Annotated in this window: 19 protein-coding genes; 4 read left to right on the forward strand and 15 right to left on the reverse strand. The window is 56.1% G+C overall.

Annotated features, from left to right (window positions below; genetic code table 11):
• Positions 1 to 17 precede the first annotated feature (17 nt).
• Positions 18 to 422 carry an antibiotic biosynthesis monooxygenase gene (locus tag K5905_RS11795; RefSeq protein WP_297583930.1) on the reverse strand — a complete coding sequence of 135 codons (405 nt, stop codon included), beginning with the start codon at positions 420 to 422 and terminating at the stop codon, positions 18 to 20.
• 58 nt (positions 423 to 480) lie between these two features.
• Here K5905_RS11795 and K5905_RS11800 point away from each other — a divergent pair, with 58 nt between their 5' ends.
• Both K5905_RS11800 and K5905_RS11805 read left to right on the forward strand, forming a co-directional pair.
• Positions 481 to 930, forward strand: a complete 450-nt coding sequence (locus tag K5905_RS11800; RefSeq protein ID WP_297583987.1) for a MarR family winged helix-turn-helix transcriptional regulator — start codon at positions 481 to 483, stop codon at positions 928 to 930.
• A gap of 35 nt (positions 931 to 965) precedes the next feature.
• Complete coding sequence (locus K5905_RS11805; protein ID WP_297583931.1) at positions 966 to 1,856, forward strand: DMT family transporter; 891 nt, start codon at positions 966 to 968, stop codon at positions 1,854 to 1,856.
• Between the two features lie 52 nt (positions 1,857 to 1,908).
• Here K5905_RS11805 and K5905_RS11810 read toward each other — a convergent pair whose 3' ends face one another.
• The 13 genes from K5905_RS11810 to tsaD form a co-directional block, all read right to left on the reverse strand.
• Entirely contained in the window at positions 1,909 to 2,298 is a 390-nt protein-coding gene (locus tag K5905_RS11810; RefSeq protein ID WP_297583934.1) for a VOC family protein, read from the reverse strand.
• Positions 2,299 to 2,311: 13 nt separating this feature from the next.
• Positions 2,312 to 2,731: a hypothetical protein gene (locus tag K5905_RS11815; protein ID WP_297583935.1), complete on the reverse strand. Its 420-nt coding sequence runs from the start codon at positions 2,729 to 2,731 to the stop codon at positions 2,312 to 2,314.
• Between the two features lie 78 nt (positions 2,732 to 2,809).
• On the reverse strand, positions 2,810 to 3,922 hold the full coding sequence (gene leuB, locus K5905_RS11820; RefSeq protein WP_297583937.1) for a 3-isopropylmalate dehydrogenase: 1,113 nt from the start codon (positions 3,920 to 3,922) through the stop codon (positions 2,810 to 2,812).
• A 142-nt stretch (positions 3,923 to 4,064) separates the two neighbouring features.
• A complete protein-coding gene (locus K5905_RS11825; RefSeq protein WP_297583938.1) occupies positions 4,065 to 4,829 on the reverse strand; it encodes a sulfite exporter TauE/SafE family protein in 765 nt (254 codons plus the stop codon).
• A 4-nt stretch (positions 4,830 to 4,833) separates the two neighbouring features.
• Complete coding sequence (locus K5905_RS11830) at positions 4,834 to 5,628, reverse strand: helix-turn-helix domain-containing protein (protein WP_297583940.1); 795 nt, start codon at positions 5,626 to 5,628, stop codon at positions 4,834 to 4,836.
• 60 nt (positions 5,629 to 5,688) lie between these two features.
• Positions 5,689 to 6,861 carry a M20 aminoacylase family protein gene (locus tag K5905_RS11835; RefSeq protein ID WP_297583942.1) on the reverse strand — a complete coding sequence of 391 codons (1,173 nt, stop codon included), beginning with the start codon at positions 6,859 to 6,861 and terminating at the stop codon, positions 5,689 to 5,691.
• Between the two features lie 156 nt (positions 6,862 to 7,017).
• Positions 7,018 to 7,677: a methyltransferase gene (locus tag K5905_RS11840; protein WP_297583944.1), complete on the reverse strand. Its 660-nt coding sequence runs from the start codon at positions 7,675 to 7,677 to the stop codon at positions 7,018 to 7,020.
• A 46-nt stretch (positions 7,678 to 7,723) separates the two neighbouring features.
• A complete protein-coding gene (locus K5905_RS11845) occupies positions 7,724 to 8,149 on the reverse strand; it encodes an EVE domain-containing protein (protein ID WP_297583945.1) in 426 nt (141 codons plus the stop codon).
• Positions 8,150 to 8,440 carry a YciI-like protein gene (locus K5905_RS11850; protein WP_297583947.1) on the reverse strand — a complete coding sequence of 97 codons (291 nt, stop codon included), beginning with the start codon at positions 8,438 to 8,440 and terminating at the stop codon, positions 8,150 to 8,152.
• Between the two features lie 78 nt (positions 8,441 to 8,518).
• Positions 8,519 to 9,526: an NAD(P)H-dependent glycerol-3-phosphate dehydrogenase gene (locus K5905_RS11855; protein WP_297583969.1), complete on the reverse strand. Its 1,008-nt coding sequence runs from the start codon at positions 9,524 to 9,526 to the stop codon at positions 8,519 to 8,521.
• Positions 9,513 to 9,989 (reverse strand): NUDIX domain-containing protein, encoded by a 477-nt coding sequence (locus K5905_RS11860; protein ID WP_297583971.1) that lies wholly within the window; start codon positions 9,987 to 9,989, stop codon positions 9,513 to 9,515. Before K5905_RS11860 ends, K5905_RS11855 begins: the two co-directional genes overlap by 14 nt.
• A 42-nt stretch (positions 9,990 to 10,031) precedes the next feature.
• Complete coding sequence (locus tag K5905_RS11865) at positions 10,032 to 10,535, reverse strand: NUDIX domain-containing protein (protein WP_297583974.1); 504 nt, start codon at positions 10,533 to 10,535, stop codon at positions 10,032 to 10,034.
• A gap of 89 nt (positions 10,536 to 10,624) precedes the next feature.
• Entirely contained in the window at positions 10,625 to 11,695 is a 1,071-nt protein-coding gene (gene tsaD, locus K5905_RS11870) for a tRNA (adenosine(37)-N6)-threonylcarbamoyltransferase complex transferase subunit TsaD (RefSeq protein ID WP_297583989.1), read from the reverse strand.
• Between the two features lie 133 nt (positions 11,696 to 11,828).
• On the opposite strand from tsaD, the gene hemC reads away from it, so the two are divergent.
• Together hemC and K5905_RS11880 are read left to right on the forward strand one after the other, a co-directional pair.
• Positions 11,829 to 12,755 (forward strand): hydroxymethylbilane synthase, encoded by a 927-nt coding sequence (gene hemC / locus K5905_RS11875; RefSeq protein WP_297583977.1) that lies wholly within the window; start codon positions 11,829 to 11,831, stop codon positions 12,753 to 12,755.
• 4 nt (positions 12,756 to 12,759) lie between these two features.
• The gene (locus K5905_RS11880; protein ID WP_297583980.1) at positions 12,760 to 13,476 is read left to right on the forward strand and encodes a uroporphyrinogen-III synthase; all 717 of its coding nucleotides are present in this window, start codon (positions 12,760 to 12,762) and stop codon (positions 13,474 to 13,476) included.
• 117 nt (positions 13,477 to 13,593) lie between these two features.
• On the opposite strand, the gene K5905_RS11885 is transcribed toward K5905_RS11880, so the two are convergent.
• On the reverse strand, positions 13,594 to 14,175 hold the full coding sequence (locus tag K5905_RS11885) for a hypothetical protein (protein ID WP_297583983.1): 582 nt from the start codon (positions 14,173 to 14,175) through the stop codon (positions 13,594 to 13,596).
• Between the last annotated feature and the right edge of the window lie 36 nt (positions 14,176 to 14,211).

Raw genomic sequence — 14,211 nt, forward strand, 5'->3', positions numbered from 1 at the left:
TGCTGCTACCGACATGACTAGTTCCTCGCGTCTGTTCGAACGACTTTGTAAAGGGCAGCGTGGAAGACATTTTCCCGCTTGCCGGAACCCAGTCCGCTGTCACGCATCTTTTGGGTAGCGGATTGAAAAGCTTCCGGGCTTTCCCAGAGGGCAACATTCACCAACTGGAATTTTGCATCGGGGGACAACGATTGGTGCAAGCGAGTTGAGATGTAGCCGGGCTGCGTTTGAAGAAAATCCCTCGCCTTTTCCCAAAACAAGATGGTTTCCTCCAGCTGGCCAGCAGACACTTCAAAGGCATTGATCAGGGTCACGGGTTCAACTTTTTCAGTTTCATCTGCCTTGGCGGGCGCTGCGGCGAAACCCAGCAATGCGGCGGCCGCGGTCAGGTTAAGGGCTCTGCGGGTCACTTTTGAAAACATCGTAATCTCCTTTAAATAGCAAGCTATATTTATTTATATAGTGAGCTGTATATTGTATATGCAAGAGATGACCTTTGAAAAAGACTCGTCCACCGGATATCTGACCAACCACATGGCTCGCCTTTTTGTGGCGGGTCTTCAGCGTCGCATCAAACCGCTTGGTCTCATGACAGGTCAGTTTCCGGCTTTGCTGGCGCTCTGGTCGAAAGACGGGAGATCGCAAAAGGAATTGATTCAGCTGCTTGATATCGAGCAGGCCACGTTGGCGAACACGCTTTCCCGGATGGAGCGGGATGGTCTGATTAACCGAAGACCGTCCGAAGACGACGGGCGGGTTCAGCTCATTTACCTGACCGAAGCGGCCAAAGCATTGGAGAAACCTGCCATCTTGGCCGCGCAGGAGACAAATGCGATTGCCCTGAAGGATTTTTCGGACGAAGAGAAGAAGCAATTCATGGAAATGATGTGGCGGGCAATTAGCGCGCTTCAGGAAGAAGCGACTTCATAACGGGAATCCAAGAAATATCGGGGACGGGCACTCACTTGGAAAAACAGGATCCAGTAGCACAGAACCGAAATCTGGGCATTGCCTGCGCTGTCGGCGTTCTCCTGGTCTGGTCGGGTTTCATCGTGTTTTCGCGGGCCGGGGTTCAGACAAATCTCACTGCAATGGATATGACAGGTCTCAGGTTTCTGGTTGCCGGGGGTATCACACTGCCATTTGTGTGGAAGTGGTGGCCACGTCATCTGCCTTGGAAGGCCGTCCTTCTCATGTCCCTGTGCGGTCCCGGTATCATCTATTCGTTGCTGATGTACTGGGGATTGAACGAAACCTCGGCTGCTTATGCCGGTGTCTTTGCAAACGGGTCTCTTCCTGTCTTCACCGTCGTGCTGGTCGCGGTTTTTTCCGCGAGCCTCCCGGGCAAGTCTCAATTCGTCGGTCTTTCGGTAATCGTCGCCGGTGCCGCACTTGTGGGCAGCGCAGGATTTGCTGGAAGTCAGAAGAGCATCCTATTCGGCGTCATCCTGTTTCTGGCCGCGTCAGCGGTTCTCGCAATTTACATTTTTGGTGTTCGCTACTGGAAAGTGTCGCCTAGACAGGCCCTCGCGCTGGTCAATGTGCCCAATGCCTTTGTGTTTGTGCCGATCTGGTTGATGTTCCTGCCGTCTGGTTTGGCCGAGACGGGCCTTCCGACGATCCTGTTCCAGGCTCTTTACCAGGGACTGGGTCCTGGAATTGCGGCTGTCATCATGTTTGCGTTGGCAGCAACACATCTGGGACCAACGGCAACAGCCGGGTTTTCCGCGGCAGTTCCGGCCTCGGCTGCCGTGTTTGCAATTCCGGTCCTCGGGGAAGTGCCGGATGTGCTGGAGTGGATCGGTATCGGGGTCGTAACTCTCGGATTGAGCTTGCTGGTGATCAACCGGCAATAGGTGGCAGGCCGGAACTGACTAGCTCATTGGAACACTGGATCCCTGAACCCGATCAGGAATGCTGGATCAGGTCCCATTTGTTACCGAACGGATCCTGGAACACCGCCACCTTGCCGTAAGGCTCGGATCTTGGTTCCTCCAGGAAGGCGACGCCTTTACTTGTCATAGCCTTATGATCCCGGTCGAAATCATCCGTTTTCAAGAACAGAAAGACACGGCCACCTGCCTGACAACCGATTGCGGCCGACTGTTCGGCTCCATCCGCCTTGGCGAGCAGGAGGCGGGTTTCGGAGCTGCCCTTGGGGGCAACCAGAACCCAGCGCTTGTCCTGTGAAAGAGTGGTGTCTTCTATCAGATCGAAGTTGAGTTTTTTGACATAGAACTCAATGGCTGCATCGTAATCGGGAACGATGAGGGCAATAGCGCCGATTGTCTGTTTCATCGATAAATCGTTCCTATTGCGCCTTGCGATAGACGGAGATGTTCTTGAAGCTTGCGACATCGACCAGATGCACCGTTTGGGTCACGGTCAATGTCAGGCCATCGTCGGAGAGTTCCCGCTCCGCCTTCATGATTGTCAGGCCGCCGCGGCGGGCCTCGGACACCAGGTTGCGGTTGTCCTGAAATACCAGACGCATGGCGTCGACCAATCCGCTTTTGCCCAGTTTGACTTCGGGACCATCAGGCACGGCTTCGAACGTGTCGTTGGTCACTTCGCCGTCGGTTGAAACCTGGTTCATGGTGAAAATCGCCATGCCGAAATTGTCTTCTATCTTCAGCGTGGCGCTTTTCGGCGGTTCACCCTGCTCGAAGTCGCTTGCGTCCGTATCGAGAATCCAGGTGCCGAGGAACGGCGCGATTTTGTCTTCGATCATCTGATCTTTGTTTCCGGATAAAAAAAGCCGCCAACGAGATACTCGCTGGCGGCCAGATGTGCAAATGGCGTTTTAAATCTACGCACTCAAGGCGTTCAGTTCAGCAACGATTGCGTCACCCATTTCGGCGGTTGTGATGGTTGCCTCGCCTTCTGCCGCGATGTCCTTGGTTCTCAGGCCTTTGTCCAGCGCGTTGGCAATTGCCTTGTCCAGTTTGTCGGCAGCTTCCACTTCCTCGAAGGAGTAGCGCAGAGCCATGCCGAAGCTGGCGATCATCGCAATCGGATTGGCAGCGCCCGTCCCGGCAATATCCGGCGCGGAGCCATGGACCGGCTCGTAAAGTGCCTTTCGTTTGCCGGTAGCGTCGTCCGGAGCACCAAGCGACGCGGACGGCAACATGCCGAGCGAACCGGTCAGCATGGCAGCAACGTCGGACAGCATGTCACCGAACAGGTTGTCGGTCACGATGACGTCGAACTGCTTCGGCCAGCGGACAAGCTGCATGCCGCCAGCGTCGGCAAGCATGTGTTCAAGCTGAACATCCTGATAGCCATTGTTGTGTGTCTGGGTGACGACTTCGTTCCAAAGAACCCCGGATTTCATCACGTTCCGTTTTTCCATGGACGTGACCTTGTTGTCCCGCGTGCGGGCAAGTTCGAAGGCAACCTTGGAAATTCGCTCGATTTCGTAGGTGTCGTAAACCTGTGTATCGACACCGCGCTTCTGACCGTTGCCAAGGTCGGTGATTTCCTTTGGTTCACCGAAATAGACACCGCCGGTCAGTTCACGCACGATCAGGATGTCGAGGCCTTCGATAACGTCCTTCTTCAGGGACGAGGCATCGGCAAGAGCCGGATAACAGATTGCGGGGCGCAGGTTAGCAAAGAGCTGCATATCCTTGCGCAGACGCAAAAGACCTGCTTCGGGGCGCACTTCATAAGGAACATCATCCCATTTGGGACCACCGACGGCGCCGAAAATAACAGCATCCGCCGCCATGGCCTTGGCCATGTCCTCTTCGGAGATCGACTGACCATGCGCATCATAGGCCGATCCGCCGACAAGGCCTTCGCTGGTCTCAAAGGCCATGCCACCGTTTTCGTTGAACCAGGCAATAACCTTTTTGACTTCCTTCATGATTTCCGGGCCGATGCCGTCACCCGGCAAAAGCAGAAGATTTTGAGAGGCCATGGACGCTCCATCCCGCATAATAAGAAAAACCGATCGCGCTGAGTTACCGCGTCAGCCCGTTTCTTTCAAGGTGAGGCCAGTTGCGAAGAACTCAAGTTTTGCATTCGGAAGTGTCAAGCAAGACCAAAACGGGTCGAGTGCGTTAGAAAAACCCTCTTCCCGCCTGCCAGAACAGATTCAGTGCGAGCAGTGTCATCACCCATTTAAAACCTGTCTTGAAGGTTTTTTCGTCCATCTTGCCGAGCAGCCGACTGCCAGAAAGCGTTCCCAGAAAGCCGCTGAGGATCATCAGCACGATCAGACCCGCCCAGGGTGCGAAGGCAAAGCCAAGAGCGCCAAATGCGATGATCTTGAAGACATGCATCACCGTTGCGGCGACTGCCTGGTTGGCGACGAAACCGTGACGGGTCAGGCCGAGCGTCGACAATACGGCACCGCCGATAGGACCGGCTGCTCCGAAAAACATGGACAGGAAGGTGGAAGCCAGTCCGGCAATCGCCATCGCTTTTTTCGGTGCCCTGCCGAATTTCGGAGTCTTTCCCCAAATCACCCAGAGCACAAAAACGCCAATGCCGGCTCTGAGGATCTCCGGGGGCAGTTCGACCGCAATCGAACCGCCGATTGCGGCTCCGAATATGGCGCCGGAGGTAAACCAGAGAACGATCAGCCAGTCGACATGCTTCAGCTGAACAAGTGCCCTTCCCGTGTTGGAGCCGATCTGGACAGCTCCATGGACGGGAACAAGGGCGCTGGGCGGCATCAAGGTTGCCATTGCGGCAATCAGCGCAACACCGCCGCCAAGACCTACGGCCGCAGTCAGCGCGGAGGTGAAAAAGCTGACGATTATCAGGATGATGGAGGAAAGGTGACTGATCTGGTCGGGCAAGAATAGTGCAAGCAGGCTCATATAGTCAGGCCCAGCGCGATTTGGCGTAGCTCAGGGCTTCGCGAACGTCGAGCTGACGGGTGGAATTGCCGCTGCGGACATAGAAGATCGAGGCCTTGCCTTCCTCCATATAGACCGCGCGGGGAGCGGGCCGGATTATGATCATTGCGACGTCCTTCATCTCGATTTTTGCAAAAACCGTATGGATGAATGGGCATAGGTCTCCGCCGAGGTTTTTGGAGACAACGTCGTTGACCGTACGCTCGAAAGCATCGAGATCCGGATTTTTCAGGGTCGACAGATCTTTTTCCAGTCCGAGCGCGTCGCCGTTGTCATCGACGCCGACAAGCAGATTGCCACCTTCGGCATTGAAGAACCCGGCAATGGTTTTTGCGATTACTCTTTCAAGTCCCCGATTAACGCGGTTTTCCTTCATGTCCCAGCGCAGAGAGGACTTGAATTCGACCCGGTCTGTCTCACCCTTTCGCATCAGATTGGGGATCAGTACCGTCTGTTCTTCTCGCAAGGACCGGTAAGCCTCGGTTGTTCGCATGTAGTTCCTGCTGAAGAGGCCGAATGCCAGACCGACGATTGCACCAACCAGCGTATAGGCAACCGCGACGTCCAGATGCCTGGGCAACAGGATCAACCAGAGACGTGCGGAGAGAAATTCAAAGAGGGTCGGGGTGATTTCAGGATTGCGGGAGATCTCCCACCAGATGACGATCAGGTTCAACGGGTGGATGACGAGAACGCCGACAAACGCACCAACCACAAGGTAGGCCGCCAGAAATGAATGCTTGAACGGTGAAAGGGACATTTGAGGAGAACCTAAACAAAAACGCCGGTCGGAACCGGCGTCTTCTTATCATGATTTCTGTCAGGCCGCTGCGGGGAGCGCCGTTTCGACCAGTTTCACCCAGTAGGAACAGCCCACCGGTATCAGCTCGTCGTTGAAGTCGTATTCGGGGTGATGAAGTCCCGCGGAATCGCCATTGCCGGCGAAAATGAAGGCTCCGGGTCGTTCTTCAAGCATATAGGAGAAGTCTTCGCCGCCCATCATCGGTTCGATGTTCCGGTCAACCTTGCCCTGACCGGCGATGCCTTCGGCGATCTCGGCGGCAAAATCGGTCTGTTCATCATGGTTGGCCGTTACCGGATACCCGCGACGAAAATGCAGCTCGGCGGAGGCATCGAATGCTTCGGCAATGGACTTGACGATGTTTTTCATGCGGTTTTCGGCGAGATCCCTCATTTCCGGACTCAGGGTTCGCACCGTGCCGCGCAGCGTTGCTTCCTGCGGAATGACGTTGAAGGCATTGCCAGCTTCAAACACGGTGACCGAGACCACGACCGAATCAAGCGGATTGGCATTGCGGCTGGCGATCGTCTGCAGAACGGAAACCATTTTCGAGCCGATGACCACCGGGTCGATGGTCTGGTGCGGTTTGGCTGCGTGGCCGCCCTTGCCGGTGATGGTGATGCGGAATTCGTCCGTTGCAGCCATGATCGGCCCCTTGCGGATGGCGAATTCGCCCACAGGCATGCCCGGATAATTGTGCATGCCGTAGACTTCATCAATTGGCCAGCGGGTCAACAATCCGTCGTCGATCATGGCCTTCGCACCGGCGCCGCCTTCTTCGGCAGGTTGGAAGATAACGACCACCGTACCGTCGAAATTGCGGGTCTCGGCCAGATATTTCGCCGCTCCCAGGAGCATCGCAGTATGGCCGTCATGGCCACAGGCATGCATCTTTCCGGGTACTTTCGAGGCATAGGATTTGCGGGTTGCTTCTTCTATCGGCAATGCGTCCATGTCGGCACGCAGACCGATGGTTCTGCCCTTGCCGCCATTTTTACCCTTGATGACACCGACGACACCGGTCTTGCCGATGCCGGTGGCGATTTCATCCACGCCGAAGCTTTCCAGAAGTTCGGCAACCTTGCCGGCCGTGCGGACTGTCTCGTAGAGAATTTCCGGGTTTTCGTGAATATCGCGGCGCCAGACCGTGATCTCGTCAGCCAGATCAGCAAGGCGGTTTACGATGGGCATAAAGAACTCCTCGGGAACACCACTGAATAAGAACGCAATGGATGCGTTTGCGGCTAAACTATCGCAAGTGGCGGAAAGGGAAAGTGCCAAAAGAGGAAAACTTTTGCGATTAGTTGCAAATCGCAACAGCGGTTCGGAAAATGGTTCTGCGCAGGATTAAATTTTCTCCACACGGAAGACACCGGTACGTTTGATCTCGTTATCTTCCAGCGCGCCGACAACCGGAACCGAATAAGTCGCAAGCTCGGTCAGGCGGGATTTTGGCAGGTAAGACCGGCCGGGGTCGCCAATCAAGATCTCAATGTTCCTGTCCTGCAATCGGTCAAGAAAGCACAGTACGCTGTCTGCCATGACCCTGTCGTAAAAAACGTCACCGCAAAAAACCATGTCGGCTTCCGGGAGCGCTGCCGCGGTAATGTCGGCAGTTTCAAAACTGAGCACAACTCCGTTCAGAGCCGCATTCAATTCCGCCGCAGTCAAAGCAAACGGATCGATGTCCACCGCATGGCAGGAAGCAGCCCCTGCCTTCATTGCTGCAATGCCGACCAATCCGGAGCCACAGGCAAAGTCCAGCACCCTTTTTCCGGCAACCAGCTCAGGGGTGTCCAAAATGTAACGGGCAAGCCCCTGGCCTCCGGCCCACGCGAAGGCCCAGAATGGCGGAGCAAGGCCGAGCTCGCCCAATTCCTCTTCCGTTTTCAGCCACATGTCCATTGCTTCATCGGCAACATGCAGCAGAATTTCTTCCGCATGCGGGACAGGTTTCACCTTGGTTTCCCGGCGGATGAATTCGGCGGGATCAGTAATTTGGGGCATGCGCCCTCCGACATGCCGAAGCCTGACGAGTTTCAGGCCGGTTCGCTCAGGCTGGTTTTTTCAGTCCGCCCATTTCGCAAACAACTTTCCATTCAGCCTCGGTTACCGGTTGAACGGACAGGCGCATGGAGGTCACAAGCGCCATGTTTGCCAGACGTGGCTCGGCTTTCACATCTGCTAGCGTGACGGGCTTGGGAATATCGCGGACGGCCTTGAAGTCGACGCACTCCCAACGGGGATCGTCGGTGGTGCTGTCGGGGTGAATCTCGCTGCAGACTTCCACCACGCCAACAACTTCCTTGCCGATGTTGGAATGGTAGAAGAAGGCCTTGTCGCCGATTTCCATTGCCCGCATGTTGTTGCGTGCCTGGTAATTGCGGATGCCGTCCCATTCTTCACCGGCGTCGCCTTTGGCTTTTTGCTGTTCCCAGGACCACTTGTCCGGTTCGGATTTGATCAGCCAGTATTGCACTTATGTTGTCTCCGGATTCTTGACTACCCAGTTCCATGGACGGATTTCGACGCTTTCGAACAATCCGGCTTGTGCGTAAGGGTCTTCCTGGGAGATCGCAAGAGCTTCATCCCGGTTGGAAGCCTCGATTACCACCAAAGAACCCGTCATGTTGCCGTCATCATCCAGAAAGGGGCCCGCAGCCTTCAGGCCGTTGCCGAGTCCTTTGAGAAATTCAAGATGGGCATTGCGGTTGTCGAGACGAACCTGCAGCGCGTGAGGCTTGTCGGTACAGATCAAGGCGTAAAGCATGTAAGAGGACCTCTGGTTGTCGAAACTTCACAGAACCTAGGGCCGAGAATTCGGAAACTCAATGCCGGAAAAGGAAGTTCAGACGCTTTCCGTTTCAGATTTCAAAGGCCTGGCCATCAAAGTGTTGAGAGCGTCGTCAATCGAAAGATTGTCATCGATCATCTTCGCGACCGTTGCGCAGATTGGAAGTTCGATGCCGTATCGTTCCGCCAGCTTGACCGCCACGCGGGCCGAATAGGCGCCTTCCGCCAATTTGCCGCCGGCGGCAATCAGCTCCGATGCCATGAAACCTTCGCCGAGACGGACGCCAAAGGAAAAATTGCGGGACTGTGAAGAGGAACAGGTCAAAACCAGATCGCCAAGGCCGGAAAGGCCGGTGAGGGTTTCTCCCTGTGCCCCCATTGCCGTGCCGACCCTCGTCAGTTCGGCAAATCCTCGAGCCGTCAAAGCAGCCTGAGCGCTGGCGCCCAACTTGCGGCCGACAACAGCGCCACAGGCGATCGCCAGCACGTTTTTCAAGGCACCACCGATCTGAGTTCCCAGAACATCGGTCGAGGCATAGGGCCGGAAGCACGGGGATTGCAGCGCTTTACAGAGATTGTGGGCCAGGTCGTTGGAATTTGCCGCAACTGTAACTGCGGTCGGCAAACCACGGGCCACATCGTCAGCAAAGCTCGGGCCGGAGAGCACACCGGGATCGACCCCGGGCAGTTCCTCGCTCATGACGGTTGAAAGCAGTTTGCCGGTGGATTGTTCTATGCCCTTGGCGCACAGGACGATCGGGCCTCGGACCTCTCCTGCATCCTTGATAGCGCTCAGCATGGCGCGTGTAGTCTGGGCCGGAGTGACCAGCAGGATCGCGTCGGTACCGACGACTTCGTCCAGCTTGTCGGTGGCATTGAGTTCTTCGTCAAAGGTGATGCCCGGAAGATACCGGGTGTTTTGCCGCCTTGCCCGGATGTCGGACACGGTTCCAGGATCGCGGGCCCACAGCACCACATCCCTACCAGCCCGAGCTGCCGTCAAGGCCAATGCAGTTCCCCAGGCTCCGCCTCCGATAACGCCGACCTTGTTAATGGCACCCATCGATCTGCCTTTCCATGCGCAACTTCAGTGTTTCAAGCGGAAATCCAAAGCCCTCAAAGAAGAGAGACTGCGAAAGCGGTTCACCCGCGAACAAGTCCAGCCAAAACAGCCGGAAGCGTATGGGCGGACCGCCTGCACTTGGCGTTGTTTCAAAATGTTCCCACTCCTCAGCGGGTTTTTCACGGATACAGCCGTGAAAATGCCGTCTGCGATGCAATCCGTCGAGACAGTCGGGAACATTTTCAAATATGTGGTCTCGATCAACCAAAGGTTCGAGTGCGATGTCCAGTGACAGTCCGGTTTCCTCAGCGAATTCGCGCTTTGCACCCTGCAGATAGCTTTCACCCGAATCCAACGTTCCGCCGGGAACCTGCAGGCCAATCTCCGGATGGTCAGGTTCGGAAAACACCAGAAGTTCGGTACCGCAGGTCAGATAAACATAGGCCTTGTGGTAGATTTTCACCGTAGAAATTCCGTTTCCTGATCTGACATTGCGGAAAAGTTGTCAGGCTGCATTCTTCAATCGCGGCAGGCGCTGGCGCAATGTTTCAAGAGGTGGTCCGAAAGCAGCGAAAAAATTCTCTTGGTCCTGTGCCTTTTGACTGAAGAGATCGAGCCAGAAAAAACGATATCGAATTGGAGCGTTTCCACTACTGGGGAACATCTCGTAATGCTCCCACTCTTCCTTGGGACGCTGTGAGACACCGACGTGATAGTTCCGCCTGATGTGACGACCGAGCAACGGGCGGTCCGGGGCGGGTCTGAATTGCCCGACCGGTGGAATTGTTTCGAAGGGGATGTCCTGATCAGAAAAATGATCAAAGGCAGCGTCGAGTTTTAGTCCGGTTTCTTCTTCAAATTCCCGCATTGCGCCGTGTAGGAAACTTTCGCCCGGATCAACAGTGCCGCCGGGAACCTGCATGCCCAGATAAGGTGTGTCCGGTTCGTCAAACACAAGCAGGTCCGTGCCGCAGGTCAGGTAGACATAGGCCTTGTGGTAAACACGCATGTTTCAAAATCCTTTTCGGAAAACACGAGTTTCCTAACAGGCTCCCTGCCTGCGCAAAAGGGCTCATTTATGAACGGTGATTGAAATTCTCAGACCTTTGCCCCCTTCTTTCCTGCTCCCAGAACACCGGCATTTGCCGAATCCAGAGGCCAGCGCGGGCGCGGAGCAAGGGCCATGTCGTCAACAGGGCCAATTTGCATCCGCTCGATACCGGCCCAGGCAATCATGGCGGCATTGTCGGTGCATAGCGCCAACGGCGGGGCGATGAAGCGCGCGTCAGCGGCATCTGCCGCCGAAGTGAGCGCTGTCCTGATTTCCTGATTGGCCGCGACACCGCCGGCAACGACAATCACGGGTTCGGCGTCTGGGTGCCGGTCACGGAAGAGGTCCAGTGCCGATCTTGTTCGTACCGCCAGAACGTCGGACACGGATCTTTGAAACGCGGCGCACAGGTCGGCGATGGTTTGTTCGTCCACCGGTTCGAGTTTCTTCGCCTGGGTTCTGAGGGCGGTTTTCAAACCGGCAAAGGACATGTCCAGTCCCGGCCGGTCGAGCAGCGGTCGTGGCAGTTTGAACCGGGTGACATCCCCCTTGGTCGCCATTTTCTCTACATGCGGTCCGCCAGGGTAAGGCAAGCCAAGCAGCTTGGCGGTCTTGTCGAAAGCTTCACCTATGGCGTCGTCAATGGTTGTGCCGAGGCGCTCGTAATCGCCGACACCGCGGACAAGCAGGAACTGGCTATGCCCCCCGGAGACAAGCAACAGGAGGAACGGAAACTCCAGATCATCAGTCAACCGGGCCGTCAGGGCGTGGCCTTCGAGATGGTTGACGCCAATCAACGTCTTGCCTGCAGCCATGGCGATTGCCTTGGCCGTCATGAAACCGACGATCACACCGCCGATCAGGCCGGGGCCGGCGGTTGCGGCTACCGCATCGATATCATCCCAACTACAGCCAGCCTCGTGCATGGCTTCCCCGACAATCCGGTCCAGAATTTCAATATGGGCCCGAGCTGCAATTTCCGGCACCACACCGCCGAATTCGGTGTGTTCGTCAATCTGCGAGCGAATTGTGTTTGAGAGAATTTTCCTGTGCACCGGTCCCTGGACCACAGCGGCCGCCGTCTCGTCGCAACTGGTTTCAATTCCCAGGACCGTCAGATTGGTCGCATTGTCTTTTGATTTGACTGAGGTCATTTATCTTTCAGCGGTGGCCTGTGATAGGACATATGAACGAGAGACAATTTTGTACCCGATGCTTTCTAAGCCGGGCGTAACATCTGGACGGTAAACCTTGCAATCAAATCCTTTGCGCATCGGAACCCGGGGAAGCGCGCTGGCGCTGGCACAGGCGCATGAAACACGCGAACGATTGATGGCCGCGCACGGCCTGTCTGAAGATGCCTTCGAAATCGTCGTGATCAAGACTTCGGGTGACCGGATACAGGACAGGCCTCTGTCGGAAGTCGGTGGGAAAGGGCTTTTCACCAAGGAGATTGAAGAAGCCCTGCTGGATGGCCGGATCGACCTTGCCGTGCATTCCTCGAAGGATATGCCGACGGTGCTGCCGGACGGACTGGCGCTGACCGCCTTTCTGCCGCGAGAAGATGTCCGGGATGCCTTTTTGTCCCCCAAGGCGAAGACCCTGGCGGATCTGCCCCAGGGCGCCGTGGTCGGGTCGAGTTCCTTGCGGCGTCAGGCCATGATCAAGAAGCTGCGGCCGGATATTGAAGTTGTCATGTATCGCGGTAATCTTCAGACACGACTGCGTAAACTGGCTGAAGGCGAGGTGGATGCCACACTCCTGGCGACCGCAGGCCTGAACAGGCTTGGTCTTGAACACGAAATCACCAGTCACCTGAGTGTCGAAGAATTTCTGCCGGCGGTTGGACAGGGGGCGATCTGTATCGAAAGCCGGGAAAATGATGAGGCGACACTCGAGAAACTCGCTGCAATCCACGATCCGGAGACGCAGGTTCGGCTAGATGCTGAAAGAGCATTTCTGGCCGTGCTCGACGGCTCCTGCCGGACGCCGATCGGTGGTCTTGCGGTTCTCGCCGGCGATACGCTGCATTTCAGAGGCATTGTGTTAAAACCGGACGGGTCCGAAGTGCATGAGGCGGAAGAAACGGGTGCTGCATCTGATGCCATTCAGATCGGTCGATCCGTTGGTGAAGCATTGAAGGCCAGAATGGGGCCCGGTTTCCTGACCGAGCATTGAGCATATGCGCTTTCTGGTAACACGACCGCAGCCCGACTGCCGCCGAACTGCCGACAAGTTGCGGGCCATGGGGCATGTTGCCGACGAATCACCGTTGCTTCTGTTTCGCGGCGCAGCGCCAGAGCAATTCGATCTTGAGACCGTGTCGGCGCTTGCATTTACAAGCCGGCGTGCTGTGAGCGTTGTCGCGGCACATGCGCAATTTGAGGTGGTACGGAAGCTGCCGGTTTTCTCTGTCGGTAGCAAAACGGCGGCAACCTGCCGGGAATCGGGCTTTGCAAACATTGTTTCGGCGAATGGAGATGTTGACGATCTTGGTCAGGTGATCCTGCAGCACCGGGATCAACTACAAGGTGGTGCCGTGCTCTATCCCATGGCTCGCGACCGTGCAGGTGATCTGGAAGGGTTTCTGGCAGAAGGGAACGTTTCCTGCGTTCCGGTCGTTGTGTATGAAATGGAGCAAGCCGGGGAATTGCCCGTCGATGTAGTTCAGAACCTGCGGTCCGGTGCCTATGACGGCGTGTTGGTTTTCTCGAAGCGGACGGCCGAGGCGCTGATCCTGCTGCTAAAGGCGTACGGGCTCGATCACATTTTTTCCAGTTTGTCGATTTACAGCATCTCGCGTCAGGCGGCAAAGCCCTTATCTGATTATATGAGGGTGCATGTTGCGACTGCGCCCTGCGAAAAATCGCTCTTGGATCTGGCATTAGCGGAGTGTTAACCAGATCCGGGGGAGTCGTTGTTTTTGCAGCGCGCAATTGTCTCTGTTGCAGCGGTATCGCTTCGCAATCAGGTGTGTATAGTGAAGGTGTGGAACCGGATAGGGTTCAGGAGGAGATCAGATGGCGACGGACAACAAATCTTCTGGCGGAGCATCCTCATCAGGAGGAAGCGGATCCGGTTCATCGGATAAGCCCGGCAGCAAGACCACGTCTTCTTCATCCGGAACAGCCAAACGTCCTGTGACCATCGATTTGAAGGCGGAAAAAGTAGGCGCGAAGCCAGAAAGTGCGTCGTCCAAATCGAGCGTACCGAAGTCGGGCGACAAGGCGTCGGCAGATGCCAAGTCAAGCGGTTCCAAGCCTGTCGGTATGGACAGGACCGCAAGCAGCAGCACTCCTGGTTCAAGTTCTGCGCGCAGTGGTTCTGCGTCTCCAGCGTCTTCATCGTCGACGGCTAAAACCGCGACATCGACTGCAGGCAGTAAACCGGCATCTGCGAGCGCGACATCGTCCACAGCACCGAAAGCAACCGCCTCAACTGCTGCCGGAAAGCCCGATGCCTCCTCAGATTCTAGCTCAACGTCGTCCTCTGCGACCCAAAAGGGCTCTGCGACTTCGTCGACATCTGGATCATCAGCGACCGGGACGTCTTCATCCGGCTCGGGATCGCGTTCGTCCGGCTCCGGAAACTTTTCCAATCCTCCAGCAGCTCAAGAGCGCGGTGGTGTCGGGGC

The organism is Roseibium sp. (assembly GCF_025698965.1).
Classification (GTDB): domain Bacteria; phylum Pseudomonadota; class Alphaproteobacteria; order Rhizobiales; family Stappiaceae; genus Roseibium.